The organism is Paraburkholderia fungorum, from assembly GCF_900099835.1.
Taxonomy (GTDB): Bacteria; Pseudomonadota; Gammaproteobacteria; order Burkholderiales; family Burkholderiaceae; genus Paraburkholderia; species Paraburkholderia fungorum_A.
In genome coordinates this window covers 1,877,558-1,892,689 of the sequence record NZ_FNKP01000002.1, presented here as the reverse complement: position 1 = coordinate 1,892,689, position 15,132 = coordinate 1,877,558, and the positions used below count along the sequence as shown (strand labels likewise).

At 60.1% G+C, this 15,132-nt stretch carries 14 protein-coding genes; 3 read left to right on the top strand and 11 right to left on the bottom strand.

The window, feature by feature from the left end; translation table 11 throughout:
* Window positions 1-68 precede the first annotated feature (68 nt).
* From BLS41_RS24285 to BLS41_RS24240, 10 genes are all read right to left on the bottom strand, one after another.
* The gene (locus BLS41_RS24285) at window positions 69-1,637 is read right to left on the bottom strand and encodes a DUF3138 family protein (protein WP_074769436.1); all 1,569 of its coding nucleotides are present in this window, start codon (window positions 1,635-1,637) and stop codon (window positions 69-71) included.
* A 37-nt stretch (window positions 1,638-1,674) separates the two neighbouring features.
* Complete coding sequence (locus BLS41_RS24280; RefSeq protein ID WP_074769434.1) at window positions 1,675-2,586, bottom strand: ABC transporter permease subunit; 912 nt, start codon at window positions 2,584-2,586, stop codon at window positions 1,675-1,677.
* Window positions 2,583-3,557 (bottom strand): ABC transporter permease subunit, encoded by a 975-nt coding sequence (locus BLS41_RS24275; protein WP_074769432.1) that lies wholly within the window; start codon window positions 3,555-3,557, stop codon window positions 2,583-2,585. Before BLS41_RS24275 ends, BLS41_RS24280 begins: the two co-directional genes overlap by 4 nt.
* A complete protein-coding gene (locus BLS41_RS24270) occupies window positions 3,554-4,717 on the bottom strand; it encodes an ABC transporter ATP-binding protein (protein WP_074769430.1) in 1,164 nt (387 codons plus the stop codon). Before BLS41_RS24270 ends, BLS41_RS24275 begins: the two co-directional genes overlap by 4 nt.
* A 220-nt stretch (window positions 4,718-4,937) precedes the next feature.
* A complete protein-coding gene (locus BLS41_RS24265; protein WP_074769428.1) occupies window positions 4,938-6,059 on the bottom strand; it encodes a polyamine ABC transporter substrate-binding protein in 1,122 nt (373 codons plus the stop codon).
* A 74-nt stretch (window positions 6,060-6,133) separates the two neighbouring features.
* Complete coding sequence (locus tag BLS41_RS24260) at window positions 6,134-7,576, bottom strand: aspartate aminotransferase family protein (RefSeq protein ID WP_074769426.1); 1,443 nt, start codon at window positions 7,574-7,576, stop codon at window positions 6,134-6,136.
* A 38-nt stretch (window positions 7,577-7,614) separates the two neighbouring features.
* The gene (locus BLS41_RS24255; protein ID WP_074769423.1) at window positions 7,615-8,949 is read right to left on the bottom strand and encodes a glutamine synthetase family protein; all 1,335 of its coding nucleotides are present in this window, start codon (window positions 8,947-8,949) and stop codon (window positions 7,615-7,617) included.
* A 32-nt stretch (window positions 8,950-8,981) separates the two neighbouring features.
* Entirely contained in the window at window positions 8,982-9,776 is a 795-nt protein-coding gene (locus BLS41_RS24250) for a gamma-glutamyl-gamma-aminobutyrate hydrolase family protein (protein ID WP_074769421.1), read from the bottom strand.
* A gap of 319 nt (window positions 9,777-10,095) precedes the next feature.
* A complete protein-coding gene (locus tag BLS41_RS40305) occupies window positions 10,096-10,317 on the bottom strand; it encodes a hypothetical protein (protein ID WP_429251214.1) in 222 nt (73 codons plus the stop codon).
* A gap of 212 nt (window positions 10,318-10,529) precedes the next feature.
* Entirely contained in the window at window positions 10,530-10,790 is a 261-nt protein-coding gene (locus BLS41_RS24240; RefSeq protein ID WP_143026357.1) for a hypothetical protein, read from the bottom strand.
* Between BLS41_RS24240 and BLS41_RS24235 the strand changes: the two genes are divergently transcribed.
* From BLS41_RS24235 to speB, 3 genes are all read left to right on the top strand, one after another.
* Window positions 10,783-11,334, top strand: a complete 552-nt coding sequence (locus BLS41_RS24235) for a cupin domain-containing protein (RefSeq protein WP_074769415.1) — start codon at window positions 10,783-10,785, stop codon at window positions 11,332-11,334. The genes BLS41_RS24240 and BLS41_RS24235 overlap by 8 nt on opposite strands.
* Window positions 11,335-11,422: 88 nt before the next feature.
* Complete coding sequence (locus BLS41_RS24230) at window positions 11,423-12,916, top strand: aldehyde dehydrogenase (RefSeq protein WP_074769414.1); 1,494 nt, start codon at window positions 11,423-11,425, stop codon at window positions 12,914-12,916.
* A 134-nt stretch (window positions 12,917-13,050) separates the two neighbouring features.
* Window positions 13,051-14,013, top strand: coding sequence for an agmatinase (gene speB, locus BLS41_RS24225; protein WP_074771160.1), 963 nt, complete (start codon window positions 13,051-13,053; stop codon window positions 14,011-14,013).
* A 99-nt stretch (window positions 14,014-14,112) separates the two neighbouring features.
* Here the strand turns inward: speB and BLS41_RS24220 are convergent, their stop codons facing one another.
* Window positions 14,113-15,132: a VTT domain-containing protein gene (locus BLS41_RS24220; protein ID WP_074769412.1), complete on the bottom strand. Its 1,020-nt coding sequence runs from the start codon at window positions 15,130-15,132 to the stop codon at window positions 14,113-14,115.

Here is a 15,132-nt window from a genome sequence, read left to right as displayed (position 1 = left end):
GGCGCGAATACAAAAGAGCCTGAATGCGCAGCCTGTCATCAAACAGGCCGCGCGTCAGGCAATACGGGTTAGAACGAGTAGATGAACTGTGTCGCGAGCAGGTCGTTCGACTTGCCGTACGAACCGTCGCTCTTCAGGAACACCTGCTTGTTGGCCCAGTCATGGCGATATTCGACTTTGACCGTGATCTGCTGGGTCGGGAAGAACAGCAGATCGAGTGCAACGTCCTGACGCGTAGCGCCTTTACACTCGAAGCCGAAGCCGCCGCCGGCCTTCGAAGCGGCGAGACAGTCCGCGCCGATACCGAAACCGTTAGACGTGTCCATGCCGTTCGAATTCAGCGCAATGCCGCCACCGCCGCCGCCATTCTTGCTATCGACCAGCACGTCATAACGCGCAGTCATGCCCATGCGGCCCAGCATCGGCAGATTGAACTTGCGGTGCGCGAGCAGCGACAGGCCGTACCACTGCGCCTGGCCGCCGTTGAACGCCGCGTTCTGCTGCTGACCGTAGTCGATTTCGGCGTTGTACTGCACGTCGGCGAGCAGGTAGGTCAGGTCGGCTTCGGTGAAGAAGAACGTACCGCCCGAGCTAGGCGACTGTCCGCCTACACCATAGGAAACCGCACCCGTATCCGCATTGATCGCGCTCGGCAGCGTCTGACGGCCGATATTGAACGAGCCGCCGATATCCAGTGCGCTCGACCACGTGTAGTCGGTGCGCGCGGTGAAGCTCGGAATCTTGTTGCTGGTGGTGATCGGATCGCCCAGCGCATTCGTGCCGGTCTGCGTGATCGCGCCGAACGTGCGGTACTGTTCGTTGCCGAGGAAGAACTTCCACGCCCAGTCACCCTTCGTATAGTTCGCGCCGATCCCGACGTAGCTGCCCGGGTCCGAGAAGTCATACAGCAGGTTGTGCGTGAGCGTGAGCATCTGGTTCGACTGCTGCACTTCATAACCGCCGAAGCTCGGAATCAAACCGGTGACGAGCGTAGTCGTCGCCGTCAACGGCACGTTGACGACAGCCGTGTTCAGGATGTTGTTGCCGATATCGCCGTGCGAGTTTTGCAGCAGCGTAATACCGTTGCCGCGGTTCGGCATCAGCGTGACTTCCGCCGACGGCGCCATCGGCCCGACACCGAAGGTCTTCTTGATGTCGAGGTACAGATCGCCGAACGTGCTGTTGTAGTACGTGTACGCGTTTTCGTGGTTCGCGAACAGGAACGACGAACTGCTTTGCGCGCGGTTGTAGATGTAGGTCGGATCGATATAGCCTGTTACCGACAGGCCCGCGATCGGCCCGGTCTGCGCCGCGTCTTCGAGCGAGTCCACCTTCAGTTGCTGATTGGCGATCTGCTGCTTCATCGTGGTGACTTCGTCGTTGGTCAACGTGGCCTGCGCGCGGCCATAATCAGGCGACGAAATATCCACTGGCGCGGCTGCTACCGCTGGGGCCACGGGTACTGCCGCCGTGGCCGCCTTCGGCTTGGTAGCGACTTCGGCCCGCAACTGCTTCACCTCCTTTTGCAGTGCATTCAACTGGGCCTGCAGCGCCTTGATCTGGTCGCTGGTGGTATCTGCGAAGGCCATGCCAGGCAGACTCCCCGCCACCAACAGACAGATGAGCTTCTTTCTCATGCAAATTCTCCTTATTGGTCGTATTGCAAAAAAATGCTTATGCGCGAGCGGCGTCGAGCGGTTTTCGAGCGGTGGTGTGTTGTAGGGATGACGGCAACGGGTCGGCGGATTCGGCGATCGCGAAAGCCATCTGCATGTCGCGATTGCGTTTGCGTTCACGCAACTGCATCCAGCGGTTCACGACGATCACCCCGATCGTCACCGTGGTAATGAAGATCGTCGCGAGCGCGTTCATCTCCGGGTTCAGACCGAGGCGCACTCGCGAAAACACCACCAGCGGCAGCGTGGTCGAGCCGGGGCCGGACAGGAAGGCGGACAGCACGAGGTCGTCGAAAGAGAGCGTGAACGACAGCAGCCAGCCCGACATCAGCGCCTGCGAAATCAGCGGCAATGTGATCAGGAAAAACACCTTGAATGGGGTTGCGCCGAGATCGAGCGCGGCTTCTTCGAGCGACTTGTTGAGTTCCTTGACACGCGACTGCACGATGATTGCGACATACGACACGCACAGCATCACGTGACCGATCCAGATCGTGAAGAGGCCGCGACCCTTTGGCCAGCCGAGCATCTGTTCGAGCGCGACGAACAGCAGCAGTAGCGAGATGCCCTGAATCACTTCGGGAATCACGAGCGGCGCGTTGATCATGCCGGCGAATAGCGTGAAGCCGCGAAAGCGCCCGAAGCGAGCGAGCACGAAACCCGCCCATGTACCGATCACGACGGATGCGCACGCGGTCAGCAAACCGATCTTCAGCGAGAGCCATGCGGCGCTCAGCAATTCGCCGTCCTGCAACAGCGCGCCGTACCATTTGAACGAGAACCCGGACCACACCGTGACGAGCTTCGACTCGTTGAACGAATACACCACCAGGCTGATGATCGGAATGTAGAGAAAGAGAAATCCGAATGTGAGCACGCCGTTGGAAAGCGTTCTATTAGGCTTGATCATTTCGTGCCCTCCAGTTCCCGGACCTGGTAGTACTGGAACACGGCCATCGGCACGAGCAGCAGCAGAACCATCGCGACGGTCACGGCGGACGCCATCGGCCAGTCCATGTTGTTGAAGAATTCATCCCACATCACGCGGCCGATCATCAGCGTGTCGGCGCCGCCCAGCAGTTCCGGAATCACGTATTCGCCGACTGCCGGAATGAACACCAGCAAACTGCCGGCGATAATGCCGTTCTTCGACAACGGCAACGTGATGCGCGTAAAGGCGGTCCACGGTTTGCAGCCGAGGTCGTATGCGGCTTCAAGGAGAGTCAGGTCCATCTTCACGAGGTGCGCGTAAAGCGGCATCACCATGAACGGAAGGTACGAATAGACCATGCCGATATAGACGCCGATATCCGTGTGATAGAGACGCAACGGCGAATGAATCAGACCGATCGACATCAGCGTGTGATTGAGCAGGCCGTCGTCTTTCAGAATGCCGACCCATGCATAGACGCGAATCAGGAACGATGTCCAGAACGGCAGCATCACGCCCATCATCAGCAGGTTGCGGCGCGACGGTTCCGAGCGCGCGATGTAGTACGCAATCGGATAGCCGATCAGCAGACAGAAGAAGGTCGACACGGCGGCCATCTTCAGCGAGCTGATATACGTAGCGATGTACAGATCGTCTTGCAGCAGGAACGCGTAGTGGCTGAGCTGCATCGCGAAATGCACCATGCCGTTTTCGATCGTCACGAGATTCGTGTACGGCGGAATGCCCATGCGCTGATCGGCGAAACTGATTTTCAGCACCAGCACGAACGGCAACGCGAAGAACACCACGAGCCACAGGAACGGCGCGCCGATGACAGTCGTGCGGCCGGAGGGCAGCAGCATGCCGATGCGCTTTTTCAACGCGCCCAACAAGCCGCTCGCGGATGGCGCAGCGAGCGCCGCGCTGGAGGAGGTGGCGGGATTTTTCATTGCGTCAGCACCACGCCGCTGTTGGGCGACCAGTAGACGAACACGTCGTCGTTATAGGAGGGCGCACCTTCGCTCATCAGATGCGAGCTGGAGAGATTCGACACCACCGTCTTGCCGCTCGGCAGACGCACGTGGTACAGCGAGTAGCTGCCCATGTACGCGACATCGGAGACCACGCCGCGCGCCCAGTTATAGGGAGCGGCCGGTTTATCGAGCGACACCTTCACGCGCTCAGGACGCACGGAGATACCCACCGGCATGCCAAGCGGACCCGTTACCCCGTGGCTCACGTAAATGCGCGATTCCAGATCCTCGCTTTCGACGAAAATGTGATCCGGTTCATCGGCGACGACGGTGCCTTCGAAAAGATTCGTCGAGCCGATGAATTCCGCCGAGAAACGGCTATTCGGAAACTCATAGACCTGGCTCGGCGAGCCGATCTGCACGATGCGGCCTTCGCTCATCACCGCGAGACGGCCGGCCATCGTCATCGCTTCTTCCTGATCGTGCGTGACCATCACGCAGGTCACATCGACCTTCTCGATGATGTTGACGAGTTCGAGCTGGGTCTTCTGGCGGATCTTTTTATCGAGTGCCGACATCGGCTCGTCGAGCAGAAGAAGCTTGGGACGCTTGACCAGCGAACGCGCAAGCGCCACCCGTTGTTGCTGCCCGCCCGACAATTGATGCGGCTTACGCTGCGCGTATTTGCTCATCTGCACGAGATTCAGCGCATCGGCGACGCGTTCCTTGATCTCGTTCTTCGGCGTGCCTTCCTGCTTCAGACCAAAGGCGACATTCGCCTCGACGCTCATGTGCGGGAACAGCGCATACGACTGGAACATCATGTTGACCGGCCGCCGGTAGGGCGGCATCGCGGCGAGATCTTCGCCGTCGACGAAAATACGTCCTGACGTGACTGTTTCGAGCCCCGCGAGCATCCGCAACAGCGTGGACTTGCCGCAGCCGGAGCTGCCTAGCAGCGCGAACAGTTCGTTTTTCGCGATGCTCAGATTGACGTTGTCGACAGCGGTGCTGTCGCCGAATTTCTTCACGACGTTTTCGATGCGGACGAATTCGTCCGGTTTCGATTTTGTCGCCACTGCGGGCCGGGTCATCTGGGTGACGCTGGCAGTGTTGTGTGAGGCCGTCGAGTTCATGATGTAACCGTTCCTTGCGAATCGCGGGCGCAAGTGTCTCCCTACGAGGCGCGGGACGCGTCTCGCAACGTGCGCTGCGATTGGAAAACATGGGACTGCGCGCGAATCGGACTTTGAAAGCGCGCAGGCTGACTACCGTGACTGCATTTCATGCGCTCAGGTTTCGAGCGATCCCTGAGCGCGGGATCGGATTTCTATTTCTGTCAGGCGGTTTAATTGATCAATGGCCGGTTTTAAGCTGTGCCCAAAGCCGGTTTTCGAGGCGCAGAATGTCGGTCGGCATCGGCTTCATCAGCGTCATCTTGCTGAGTACTTCGTCGCCCGGATAAACGGTTTTGTCCTGCGCGACAGCCGGAACCACGAACTGGCGCGCGGCCTTGTTCGCGGTCGGATAGAACACCTCGTTGGTGATCGCCGCGTTGACCTTCGGGTCGGAGATGTAGTTGATCCACTTCAGCGCGGCTTCGGGGTGCGGCGCGTCTTTCGGAATCACCATCACGTCGAACCACAGCAGCCCGCCTTCCTTCACGTTCGAGAATTTGATCTGATACGAGCGCTTGGCTTCTTCGGTACGGCGGCTTGCAATACCGACGTCGCCCGACCAGCCGAGTGCGACGCACACATCGTTGTTCGCGAGATCGTTGATGTAACCCGACGAATTGAACTGCGTGATATACGGGCGGATTTTCTTGAGCACTTCGAAAGCGGCCTGATAGTCGGCGGGGTTCGTGCTGTTCGGGTCTTTGTGCATGTATTGCAGCGTGGCGGCGAAAACGTCGACGGCCTGGTCGAGAATCGACACGCCGCAGCTTTTCAGCTTCGAGAGGTTGGCCGGATCGAACACGAGCGACCAGCTATCCACCGGCGCGTTCGCGCCGAGAGCCTTCTGCACGGCCTGCACGTTATAGCCGATACCGTCGGTGCCGTACGCCCACGGCACGCCGTACTGATTGCCAGGATCGGCGTCCGAGATCATTTTCATCAGCACCGGGTCGAGATTCGCGAGATTCGGCAACTTCGACTTGTCGAGCTTCTGATAGACGCCGGCCTGAATCTGCTTGGCCATATAGTTCGAGGTCGGCACCACGATGTCATAGCCCGAGCTACCCGCTAGCAGTTTTGCCTGCAACGTGTCGTCGCTATCGTAGTTGTCGTATTTGACCTTGATGCTGTCCTCTTTCTCGAAGTTCGAAATCGTATCTTTCGCGATGTAATCGGACCAGTTATAGACATTCAGTTCCGTGTCGGCCGCAAGGGCCGGCGTAACCGATAACGCCGCAAAACCGGTAAAGGCGAGAAGCGCGGCCCCCGCGACCGCATGACGAAGATGACTAACGCTCATGGTTTTTTCCCTTGATGTGAAGAGCCGGCATGAGCGCGATGTGTGGGTGTGCCCATGCCGGAAACGAACCGCCGTTACGAAATGCCGAGTTGTTGTGCTGTTGCATCGAAAGCCTGTTTGGCCTTCGAGATGATTTCGTCGATTTCCAGCCTGCTGATGGTGAGCGGCGGCGACAGCAGCATCCGGTCGCCGCTGGCGCGCATGATCAGGTTGCCGTTGAAGCAGAAGTCGCGGCAGATCGTGCCGACGTCGCCGCCATTGGCGAAGCGCTTGCGCAATGCCGGGTCCTGTGCGAGTTGGACGCCCGCCACCATGCCTGCGCCCGCTACTTCACCGACGATCGGATGATTGGCGAAGGTGTCGCGCAATTTTTTCTGGAAGTAGGGGCCGGTATCGGTCTTCACGCGTTCGATGATTTTCTCGTCGCGCAGAAGTTTGAGGTTGGCGACCGCGACGGCAGCCGCCACCGGGTGACCGGAGTACGTCAGGCCGTGATTGAAGTCGCCATGCTCGATGATCGCTTTGGCGACGCGGTCATGCAGCCCCACTGCGCCCATCGGCACATAGCCGCTCGTGAGCCCCTTGGCGAGCGTGATGAGATCCGGTTCGAAGCCGAAGTGCTGATGCGCGAACCATTCGCCGGTGCGGCCGAAGCCGCCGATCACTTCGTCGGCGACCAGCAGAATGTCGTATTTGCGGCAAATGCGCTGGATTTCCGGCCAGTACGTCGAAGCCGGGAAAATCACGCCACCCGCGCCCTGGAACGGCTCACCGATAAATGCGGCGACATTGTCCGCGCCGAGTTCGAGGATCTTCGCTTCCAGTTGTTGCGCGCGAGCCAGTGCGAATTCTTCCGGCGTCAGGTCGCCTTGCGCCTCGCCGAAGAAATACGGCTGGTCGATATGCACGATGTTCTCGACTTTCGACGGCATCTGGTCGTGCATGTAACCCATGCCACCGAGCGTGCCGCCCGCAATCGTCGAACCGTGATAACCGTTCTTGCGCGAGATGACGAATTTCTTCGAGGGCTTGCGTTGCGTGGCCCAATATTGATGGACGATACGCAGCACCGTGTCGTTGCCTTCCGATCCGCTATTGCAATAAAAAAAGTGATTGAACGGTTCGGGCGCGAGTTCCGCGAGCAACGCCGATAACTCGATCACCGGCGGATGCGTGGTCTTGAAGAAGGTGTTGTAGTAGGGCAGTTCCTGCATCTGCCGGAACGCGGCGTCCGCCAGTTCCTTGCGTCCGTAACCCACGTTCACGCACCACAGGCCCGCCATCCCGTCGATGATCTTGTTGCCGTCCGAATCCCACAGGTACACGCCCTCGGCCTTGACGATCACGCGGCTGCCGCTGCGATTGAGCGAGCCCATGTCCGAGAACGGATGAATGTGGTGCGCGGCGTCGAGCGCGCGATAGTCGGCGGTGCTGCGTTGCGCGGCCTTCGCGCTCGCTGCGGTTTGTGCGGCGAGCACCGGCTGCACGTACGCGACTTCTTCTGTTCTGTAGCTCATTGTTGCCTCCAGTAGTTTTGCGGATGCGGCTGCCGTTCTCAAACGTGCAGCAGCAGATGCCGGCGTTCCCATGAACTGATCACACGGAAAAACGCTTCGTATTCGGTTTCTTTCAGCGCGAGAAATGCTTTGACGAACTTCTCGCCAAGTACTTCTGCAATCGGCTCGCACGCGCCCATCAACGTGAGACCTTCTTCCAGATTGCGCGGCAGCTGGTAGGGCAATTCGTAACCGTCGCTGACGAGCGGCTCGGTGGCGGCGAGGTTTTGCGTCATGCCGAGATAGCCAGCAGCCAGCGTTGCTGCAATTGCCAGATACGGATTGCAGTCGACGCCCGGAATGCGGTTCTCGATACGGCGCGCGGCCGGCCCGGAATGCGGAATCCGGAAGCCCACGGTGCGGTTGTCGTAGCCCCACGCTACGTTGATCGGCGCAGCCATGAAGCGCGACAGGCGGCGATAGGAGTTGATGTACGGCGCGAAGATCGGCATCAGCGCGGGCGTGTATTTCTGCAGGCCCGCGATATAGCTGGTGAACAGCGAGGTCGGCTTGCCGTCTGCTGCGGTGAAAACGTTCTGACCGGTTTCCTCATCGAGCAGACTTTGATGCATATGCATGGCCGAGCCCGGTTCGCCTTCCATCGGCTTGGCCATGAAAGTCGCGTACATCTTGTGACGCAACGCGGCCTCACGCACTGTGCGCTTGAACAGAAACACGCTGTCGGCGAGTTTCAGCGGATCGCCGTGCATGAAGTTGATTTCCATCTGCGCCGCGCCGACTTCGTGAATCAGCGTGTCGACTTCCAGTTCCTGCACCTCGCAATATTCGTAAATGTCTTCGAATAGCGGGTCGAATTCGTTGACCGCTTCGATCGAATACGCCTGACGTCCTGTTTCCGGGCGCCCCGTGCGGCCGATCGGCGGTTGCAGCGGCAGGTCCGGGTCCTTGTTCATATCGACCAGATAGAACTCGAGCTCGGGTGCGATCACCGGCTTCCAGCGTTTGGCCTTGTACAGTTCGAGCACGCGGCGCAACACGCGGCGCGGCGAAATGGCGACCGGCGTGCCGTCGAAGTGAACGCAATCGTGGATCACCTGGGCGGTGGGATCGACCGCCCACGGAATCATGCGGATGGTGCTGGCGTCGGGCACGCACACCATGTCCGGGTCGGTGACGCCGGTAAGGGTGCCGTCTTCCGGGTAGTCGCCTGTGACGGTCTGGATCATCACCGCCTGCGGCAAGCGCATGGATTCGCCCGACTCGAACTTGCTGCGCGGAATGATCTTGCCGCGCGCGATCCCGGCCATATCCGGGATGATCGCTTCGATTTCGGTGACACGGTTCTTCTTCAGAAATTCGTCGATGTCATGCATGTTGGTTCTCTCAGTTTTGGTGCGTGACCGGCTCAGGCATGCGTGGCGGCGGCGGATGCCGCGCCATAGCCGGCTCTGGTCCGCATTCGATCGCGGCAGGCGTCGCCGAACGCCCGAAAGATCGCGGTAGACAGCGCATCGCTCGCGTGCTTCCACTCCGGGTGCCACTGCACACCCAGCGCGAAGGCGCGCGCGTCGTTCACGCTGACCGCTTCGATCAGGCCATCCGGCGCAAAGGCTTCGGCCGTGAGGCCGACGCCCAGCCGCTCGACGCCCTGGCCATGCAAGGAATTCACGCGCACTTCATTCACGCCGCCGGCGAGGCGCTGCAACAGGCCGCCTTGCGCGAGCGTGATCGAATGAGACGGCGCGTATTGCACGTCGAGGTCGTCTTCCTTGTTCTCGCGATGGTCGTTCAGACCGGCCACCGCGTGAACGCTTTGATGCAACGTCCCGCCGAACACCACGTTCATTTCCTGGAAGCCACGGCAGACCGCGAGAACCGGCACGCCGGCGGCGATCGCGGCGCGCAGCAACGGCAGCGTCGTTGCGTCGCGAGCCGCGTCGTGCAGCGTACCGGGTGCGCTCGGCTGACCGCTGTAGTGGTGCGGCTCGACATTCGAATAGCTGCCGGTGAACAGCAGGCCATCGACTGTTGCGAGCACGTCGTCGACCGGTTGCCGTTCGCCGAGCGCGGGCAACAACATCGCCAGCGCCTGCGAGCCGTCCACGATGGCAGCAATGTACTTTTCGCCGACCGTGTGCGATGGGTGGACGCCCATCATTGTTCTATCGGCGGTAACGCCTACCAGGGGTTTCTTTCGCATAACGAATAGACGTGAGTGTTCATCGCGGGACGCGACATGAACAACGCTGGATAACGTTCAGGCGCAACGCGGCACGACCCGGCAGCGTCGCGCAATGCACGAAGCCGCTGAATACAGGCAGCCGGTTTTTACCGACTACGTAACGCGTTGAACCGGATAAATTGTCGAGTCGTTCGATTCGATCCGTGTGCGTCGGTCCGCAGGCTGATCCGGACGAAACACACAGGCGGCACATAGCACCGCACATGCGTGTTTCACACGGCTCGAAAGAGCGCGCTGACGCAAACGGATGAATCGAACGACGAAAAGGAGGGAGGCGCTACGGCAGCAGCGAAGCGACTTCGTCCGTGCGCACCGCAATGAAGGCGCGCGCGGAGATGGAGTTGTGACGTCGAACGGAACGGCGGGAGAGGATCGTGAAGACGGACAGGAAGCGGCGAAACGCAAGGCTGCCGTTGCTGCCGTCGGCGATGACGCCGTCAGCGCGGGGACAACCCGTCTGACTACGATTCCATCTCACCAAAGGGCCTCGGACTCTCACGATTAGACTCGACTAGCGACGTTGAAATTATTGAACGGGCTTTTCAGAATCCGCACAGGGCGTTTAAAGAAACAGCACGTTTGGGGATGATCGTCTCGAACCTCGGCAACTGAATTCGTCTCGCCATCAAGTCATATTGCTGACTTTGTGTGGTGGTACGACAATCGCCTGAGAACCAGCATATACGAACCAAAAAAGCCGTCAAATCATTTTTATAAAAGATTTACCGAGGCTTTCCCCAAGTGTTGCGGATAGAATTTTGCACTCGCAGCACGAGTGGTGCAGTACGCATATTCGTCGATCACCAGGGTTTCCCCCAGCGGCGCAATACCCAAAGTGATTAGAATATTCAACACTCTTGAGTACCCGGCACTGAAATAGACGCGGTTCAGGTTGCCGTTTTCGCTATCCGCCGCATGCTGCGTTATCGGCATCCGGTTGCATGCCACATCTGAGAGCCTGTCGATGTCCATTGAAGTAGCAACGCGATTGCAATACATCCGCAAGCGGCATGGCCTGTCGCAGCGTGAGCTGGCGAAACGGGCCGGCGTGACCAATGGCACGATTTCGCTGATCGAGCAGAACCGTGTGAGTCCGTCAGTCGGTTCGCTGAAAAAACTGCTCGAATGTATTCCGATGAGTCTTGCCGAGTTCTTCACATTCGAAGTCGAAGAAGAGCGTTCGGTGGTATCGCGCTGCGCGACCATGCCGAACCTCGGCAACGGGTCGATCGAGCTTTACCTCGCCGGGTCGAGTGTGAAGGACCGCAACATGGGCATTCTGCGCGAGGTCTATCAGCCGCTGTCGGATACGGGCCCGGAGATGCTGGAGCACGAGGGGCACGAGGGCGGCGTGGTAGTGAGCGGGCAGATCGAACTGACGGTGGACGGCGCGACCTGGCTGCTCGACCCCGGTGACAGCTATTACTTCGAAAGCCGTCTTCCGCACCGTTTTCGCAATCCCAGCGCGGAGCATGTCTGCGAGATCGTGTCGGCCAATTCGCCGCCCACGTTCTGACAACTTCGCGCCAACGCGCGGCGACCCATACCAGGCCGCACGATACGAAAGCCGGTTGACGTCGCTCGCACAACATTGAGGCATCCTGATGGAAAACAAATCTCTCGCATTCTGGCAAGACAAGGCCGCCACGCTGTCGATCGAAGGCCGCGCGTTTATCGACGGCGAATATCGTGACGCCGCCGGCGGTCGCACTTTCGACTGCCTGAGCCCGATCGACGGAAAGTTGCTGGCGAAGGTCGCGGACAGCGGCGCAGCGGATGTCGACGCCGCCGTCGCCGCTGCACGCCGCGCGTTCGATTCCGGCGTATGGTCGGGTCTGAATCCGCGTCAACGTAAAGCGATTTTGCTGCGTTGGGCGGCGTCGATTCGCGAACACATGGACGAACTCGCGTTGCTCGAAACGCTCGACGCAGGCAAGCCGATCGGCGACACCACGTCGGTGGACGTGCCGGGCGCGGCGTATTGCGTCGAGTGGTTCGCCGAAGCGATCGACAAGATCGGCGGCGAAGTCGCGCCGTCCGATCATCATCTGGTCGGACTCGTCACGCGTGAGGCGATCGGTGTGGTGGCAGCGGTCGTGCCGTGGAATTTCCCGATCCTGATGGCATCGTGGAAGTTCGGGCCCGCGTTGGCCGCAGGCAATAGCGTGGTGCTGAAGCCGTCCGAGAAGTCGCCGCTCACGGCGATCCGCCTCGCGCAACTCGCACTCGACGCAGGCATTCCGGCGGGCGTGTTCAACGTCGTGCCGGGCGCGGGCGAGCCGGGCAAACTGCTTGCGTTGCATCACGACGTGGACTGCCTCGCGTTCACCGGTTCGACCCAGGTCGGCAAGCTGATCATGCAATACGCAGGGCAGTCGAACCTGAAGCGCGTGTGGCTCGAACTCGGCGGCAAATCGCCGAACATCGTGTTGCCCGACTGCCCGGACCTCGATCGCGCGGCGAACGCGGCGGCCGGTGCGATCTTCTACAACATGGGCGAGATGTGTACGGCGGGTTCGCGTTTGCTCGTGCACCGCGATATCAAGGATATCTTCATCGACAAGCTGATTGCGTCCGCGCGCAGCTATACACCGGGCAATCCGCTTGATCCGGCCACGTCGATGGGCGCAATCGTCGACAAGGTTCAACTCGAACGCGTGCTCGGCTATATCGAAGCGGGCCGCGCTGAAGCAAAGCTGCTGCTGGGCGGCTCACGTGTCGACGAAGAAAGCGGCGGTTTCTTTATCGAGCCGACTATCTTCGAGATTCCGGCCTCGGGCGCGAAGATCGCGCGCGAGGAAATCTTCGGGCCGGTTCTGTCGGTGATTACATTCGATACGGTCGACGAGGCGATCAGTATCGCTAACGATAGCGAATACGGACTCGCCGCTGCCGTATGGACCTCGAACCTGACCACTGCACACGACGTGTCGCGCAAGTTGCGCGCGGGCACGGTGTGGGTCAATTGCTATGACGAGGGAGGGGACATGAACTTCCCGTTCGGCGGTTATAAACAATCGGGCAACGGCCGTGACAAGTCGTTGCACGCACTGGAGAAGTACACCGAGCTGAAGTCTACGCTGGTGCGGCTGCGCTAAAGGATTCGCAAGCCAGCGCGGTGGCGGGTGTAATGCACGCCGCCGCGTTCCCAATGAATCCGAAGCCGGATGTCGCGCGCGCTACCGGAAACTTTGCGCGCGGCGCCGGTACGTTATCTGGTATCAGGTCATCCATGACTGAACTTATCTATGGCGACGGGGCTGTCCGTCGGTCCTCGCTCTACGGCTCATCGATCGAAAACACCTATGCGGGCGTGCTGTCGTTCATGCGACGCAATTACACCCGCGAACTCGACGGCGTCGATGTTGTTGTCTCCGGCGTGCCGCTCGATCTGGCTACGACGTTCCGCTCGGGCGCGCGTCTCGGTCCCGCAGCGGTGCGCGCGGCGAGCGTGCAGTTGTCGGAGTTGCATCCGTACCCTTGGGGCTTCAATCCGTTCGACGACCTCGCGGTGATCGACTACGGCGACTGCTGGTTCGACGCGCACAATCCGCTGACCATCAAGCAGTCGATCGTCGAACACGCGCGCACGATTCTGCGCTCGGATGCGAAGATGCTGACGCTCGGCGGCGATCACTACATCACGTATCCGCTGTTGATCGCGCATGCGGAGAAGTACGGCAAGCCGCTGTCGCTGATTCATTTCGATGCCCATTGCGACACCTGGGCCGACGATAGCCCCGACAGTCTGAATCACGGCTCGATGTTCTACAAGGCGGTGAAAGACGGGCTGATTGATCCGGCAACCTCGGTGCAGGTCGGCATTCGCACATGGAACGACGATTTCATGGGGATCAATATTCTCGATGCCGCGTGGGTTCACGAGCACGGCGCGCGTGCGGCCATTGAGCGGATTACGTCGATTGTGGGGGGACGTCCTGCCTATCTGACCTTCGACATCGACTGTCTCGACCCTGCGTTCGCGCCGGGAACGGGTACGCCGGTGGCAGGTGGTCTGTCGTCGGCGCAAGGGCTCGCGATCGTGCGCGGACTCGGTGCGCTGAACCTGGTGGGAGCGGATGTCGTCGAAGTGTCGCCCGCTTACGATCAGAGCGAGATTACCGCGATTGCCGCCGCTCATATCGCGTGCGATCTGCTGTGTCTGTGGCGTCAGCGGAAAGTGCAGCAGCGGTAGAGCAGATGCTTGCCCACAACGTTGGATCGGGCGTATTTCTGCATTCGGCGCACGGGTAAAAGCGCATGAAAAAGGCGGGCATTGCGCCCGCCTTTTTAACTACTCGGTCACGCTCGCCCGCACCGTGTATTCGCCTTCATTGCCTTTATCTTCGATCATATGCGCCATCGCGGTATTGAAGTCGGCCGGCAAGGGTTCGACCGGATAGCCGCGCTTTTCCCACGCATCGAGGCCGCCCTTCAGCGCACGAATATGATGAATGTTCTTGCGATGCAACTGGCTCACGATCCGCTTGGCCGTGGCCTCGTTCGGACACACGCAATAGACGACGATCGGCCGCTTCAGCAGCTCGGGATGGATCGGATCGGGCGAATCGAGATCGAGCGGACGCGCGCCCGCAATCCGGTGCGATTCCTTTTCGCGCACGCTGTGCGGACGCGCATCGAGAATCAGCGGCGGTTCGTTGGACTTCATCAACGCATCGAGCTGATCCGGCGTGATGCGCGTATGCGCGAGCCAGCGGCGAAATTGCAGGCGACGTACCCAGCGATACAGCAAAGCCGCAACGAAGATGGCCGCGAACGCGTCGAAGATCGTGCCGCCGTTCTGTCGAACGAGCAGGACAAGTTGCACGATCTGATCATGCAACGCAGCGCCGCCGATCACCCACACGCTCGCCCATAACGTTGCACCGATCAGATCCCACAACAGAAACACGCCGACGCTGATCGCGGTCGTGCCGAGCAACGGTGCGGAGATCAGGCCGAGGCCCGGCAAAAATTTCGCGATGGTCAGGATCGGCGCGCCGTGGCGCTCATAAGTATTGCGCGCGACACGCACCGTGGTGTCCAGCGATAACGAGAAGCGCACCAGATAGTTCAGCAGACGCCGCCCATACGCGCGGCCGGTGAAGAACCACAGCGAGTCGGCGATCAGCGTCGCGGCGACGGCGGCGAAGACGACGTTGGCATACGAGGTTTGTCCCATGGCTGCCATGGTTCCACCGAAGATCAACATCGGCGCGGCCGGAACCGGCAGGCCGAGCTGGGTGACGAGCACGCTCATGAAGACGGCCCAGACGCCCAGAGAGGGTGGAATCGCAACAGGGAAATGCCACAC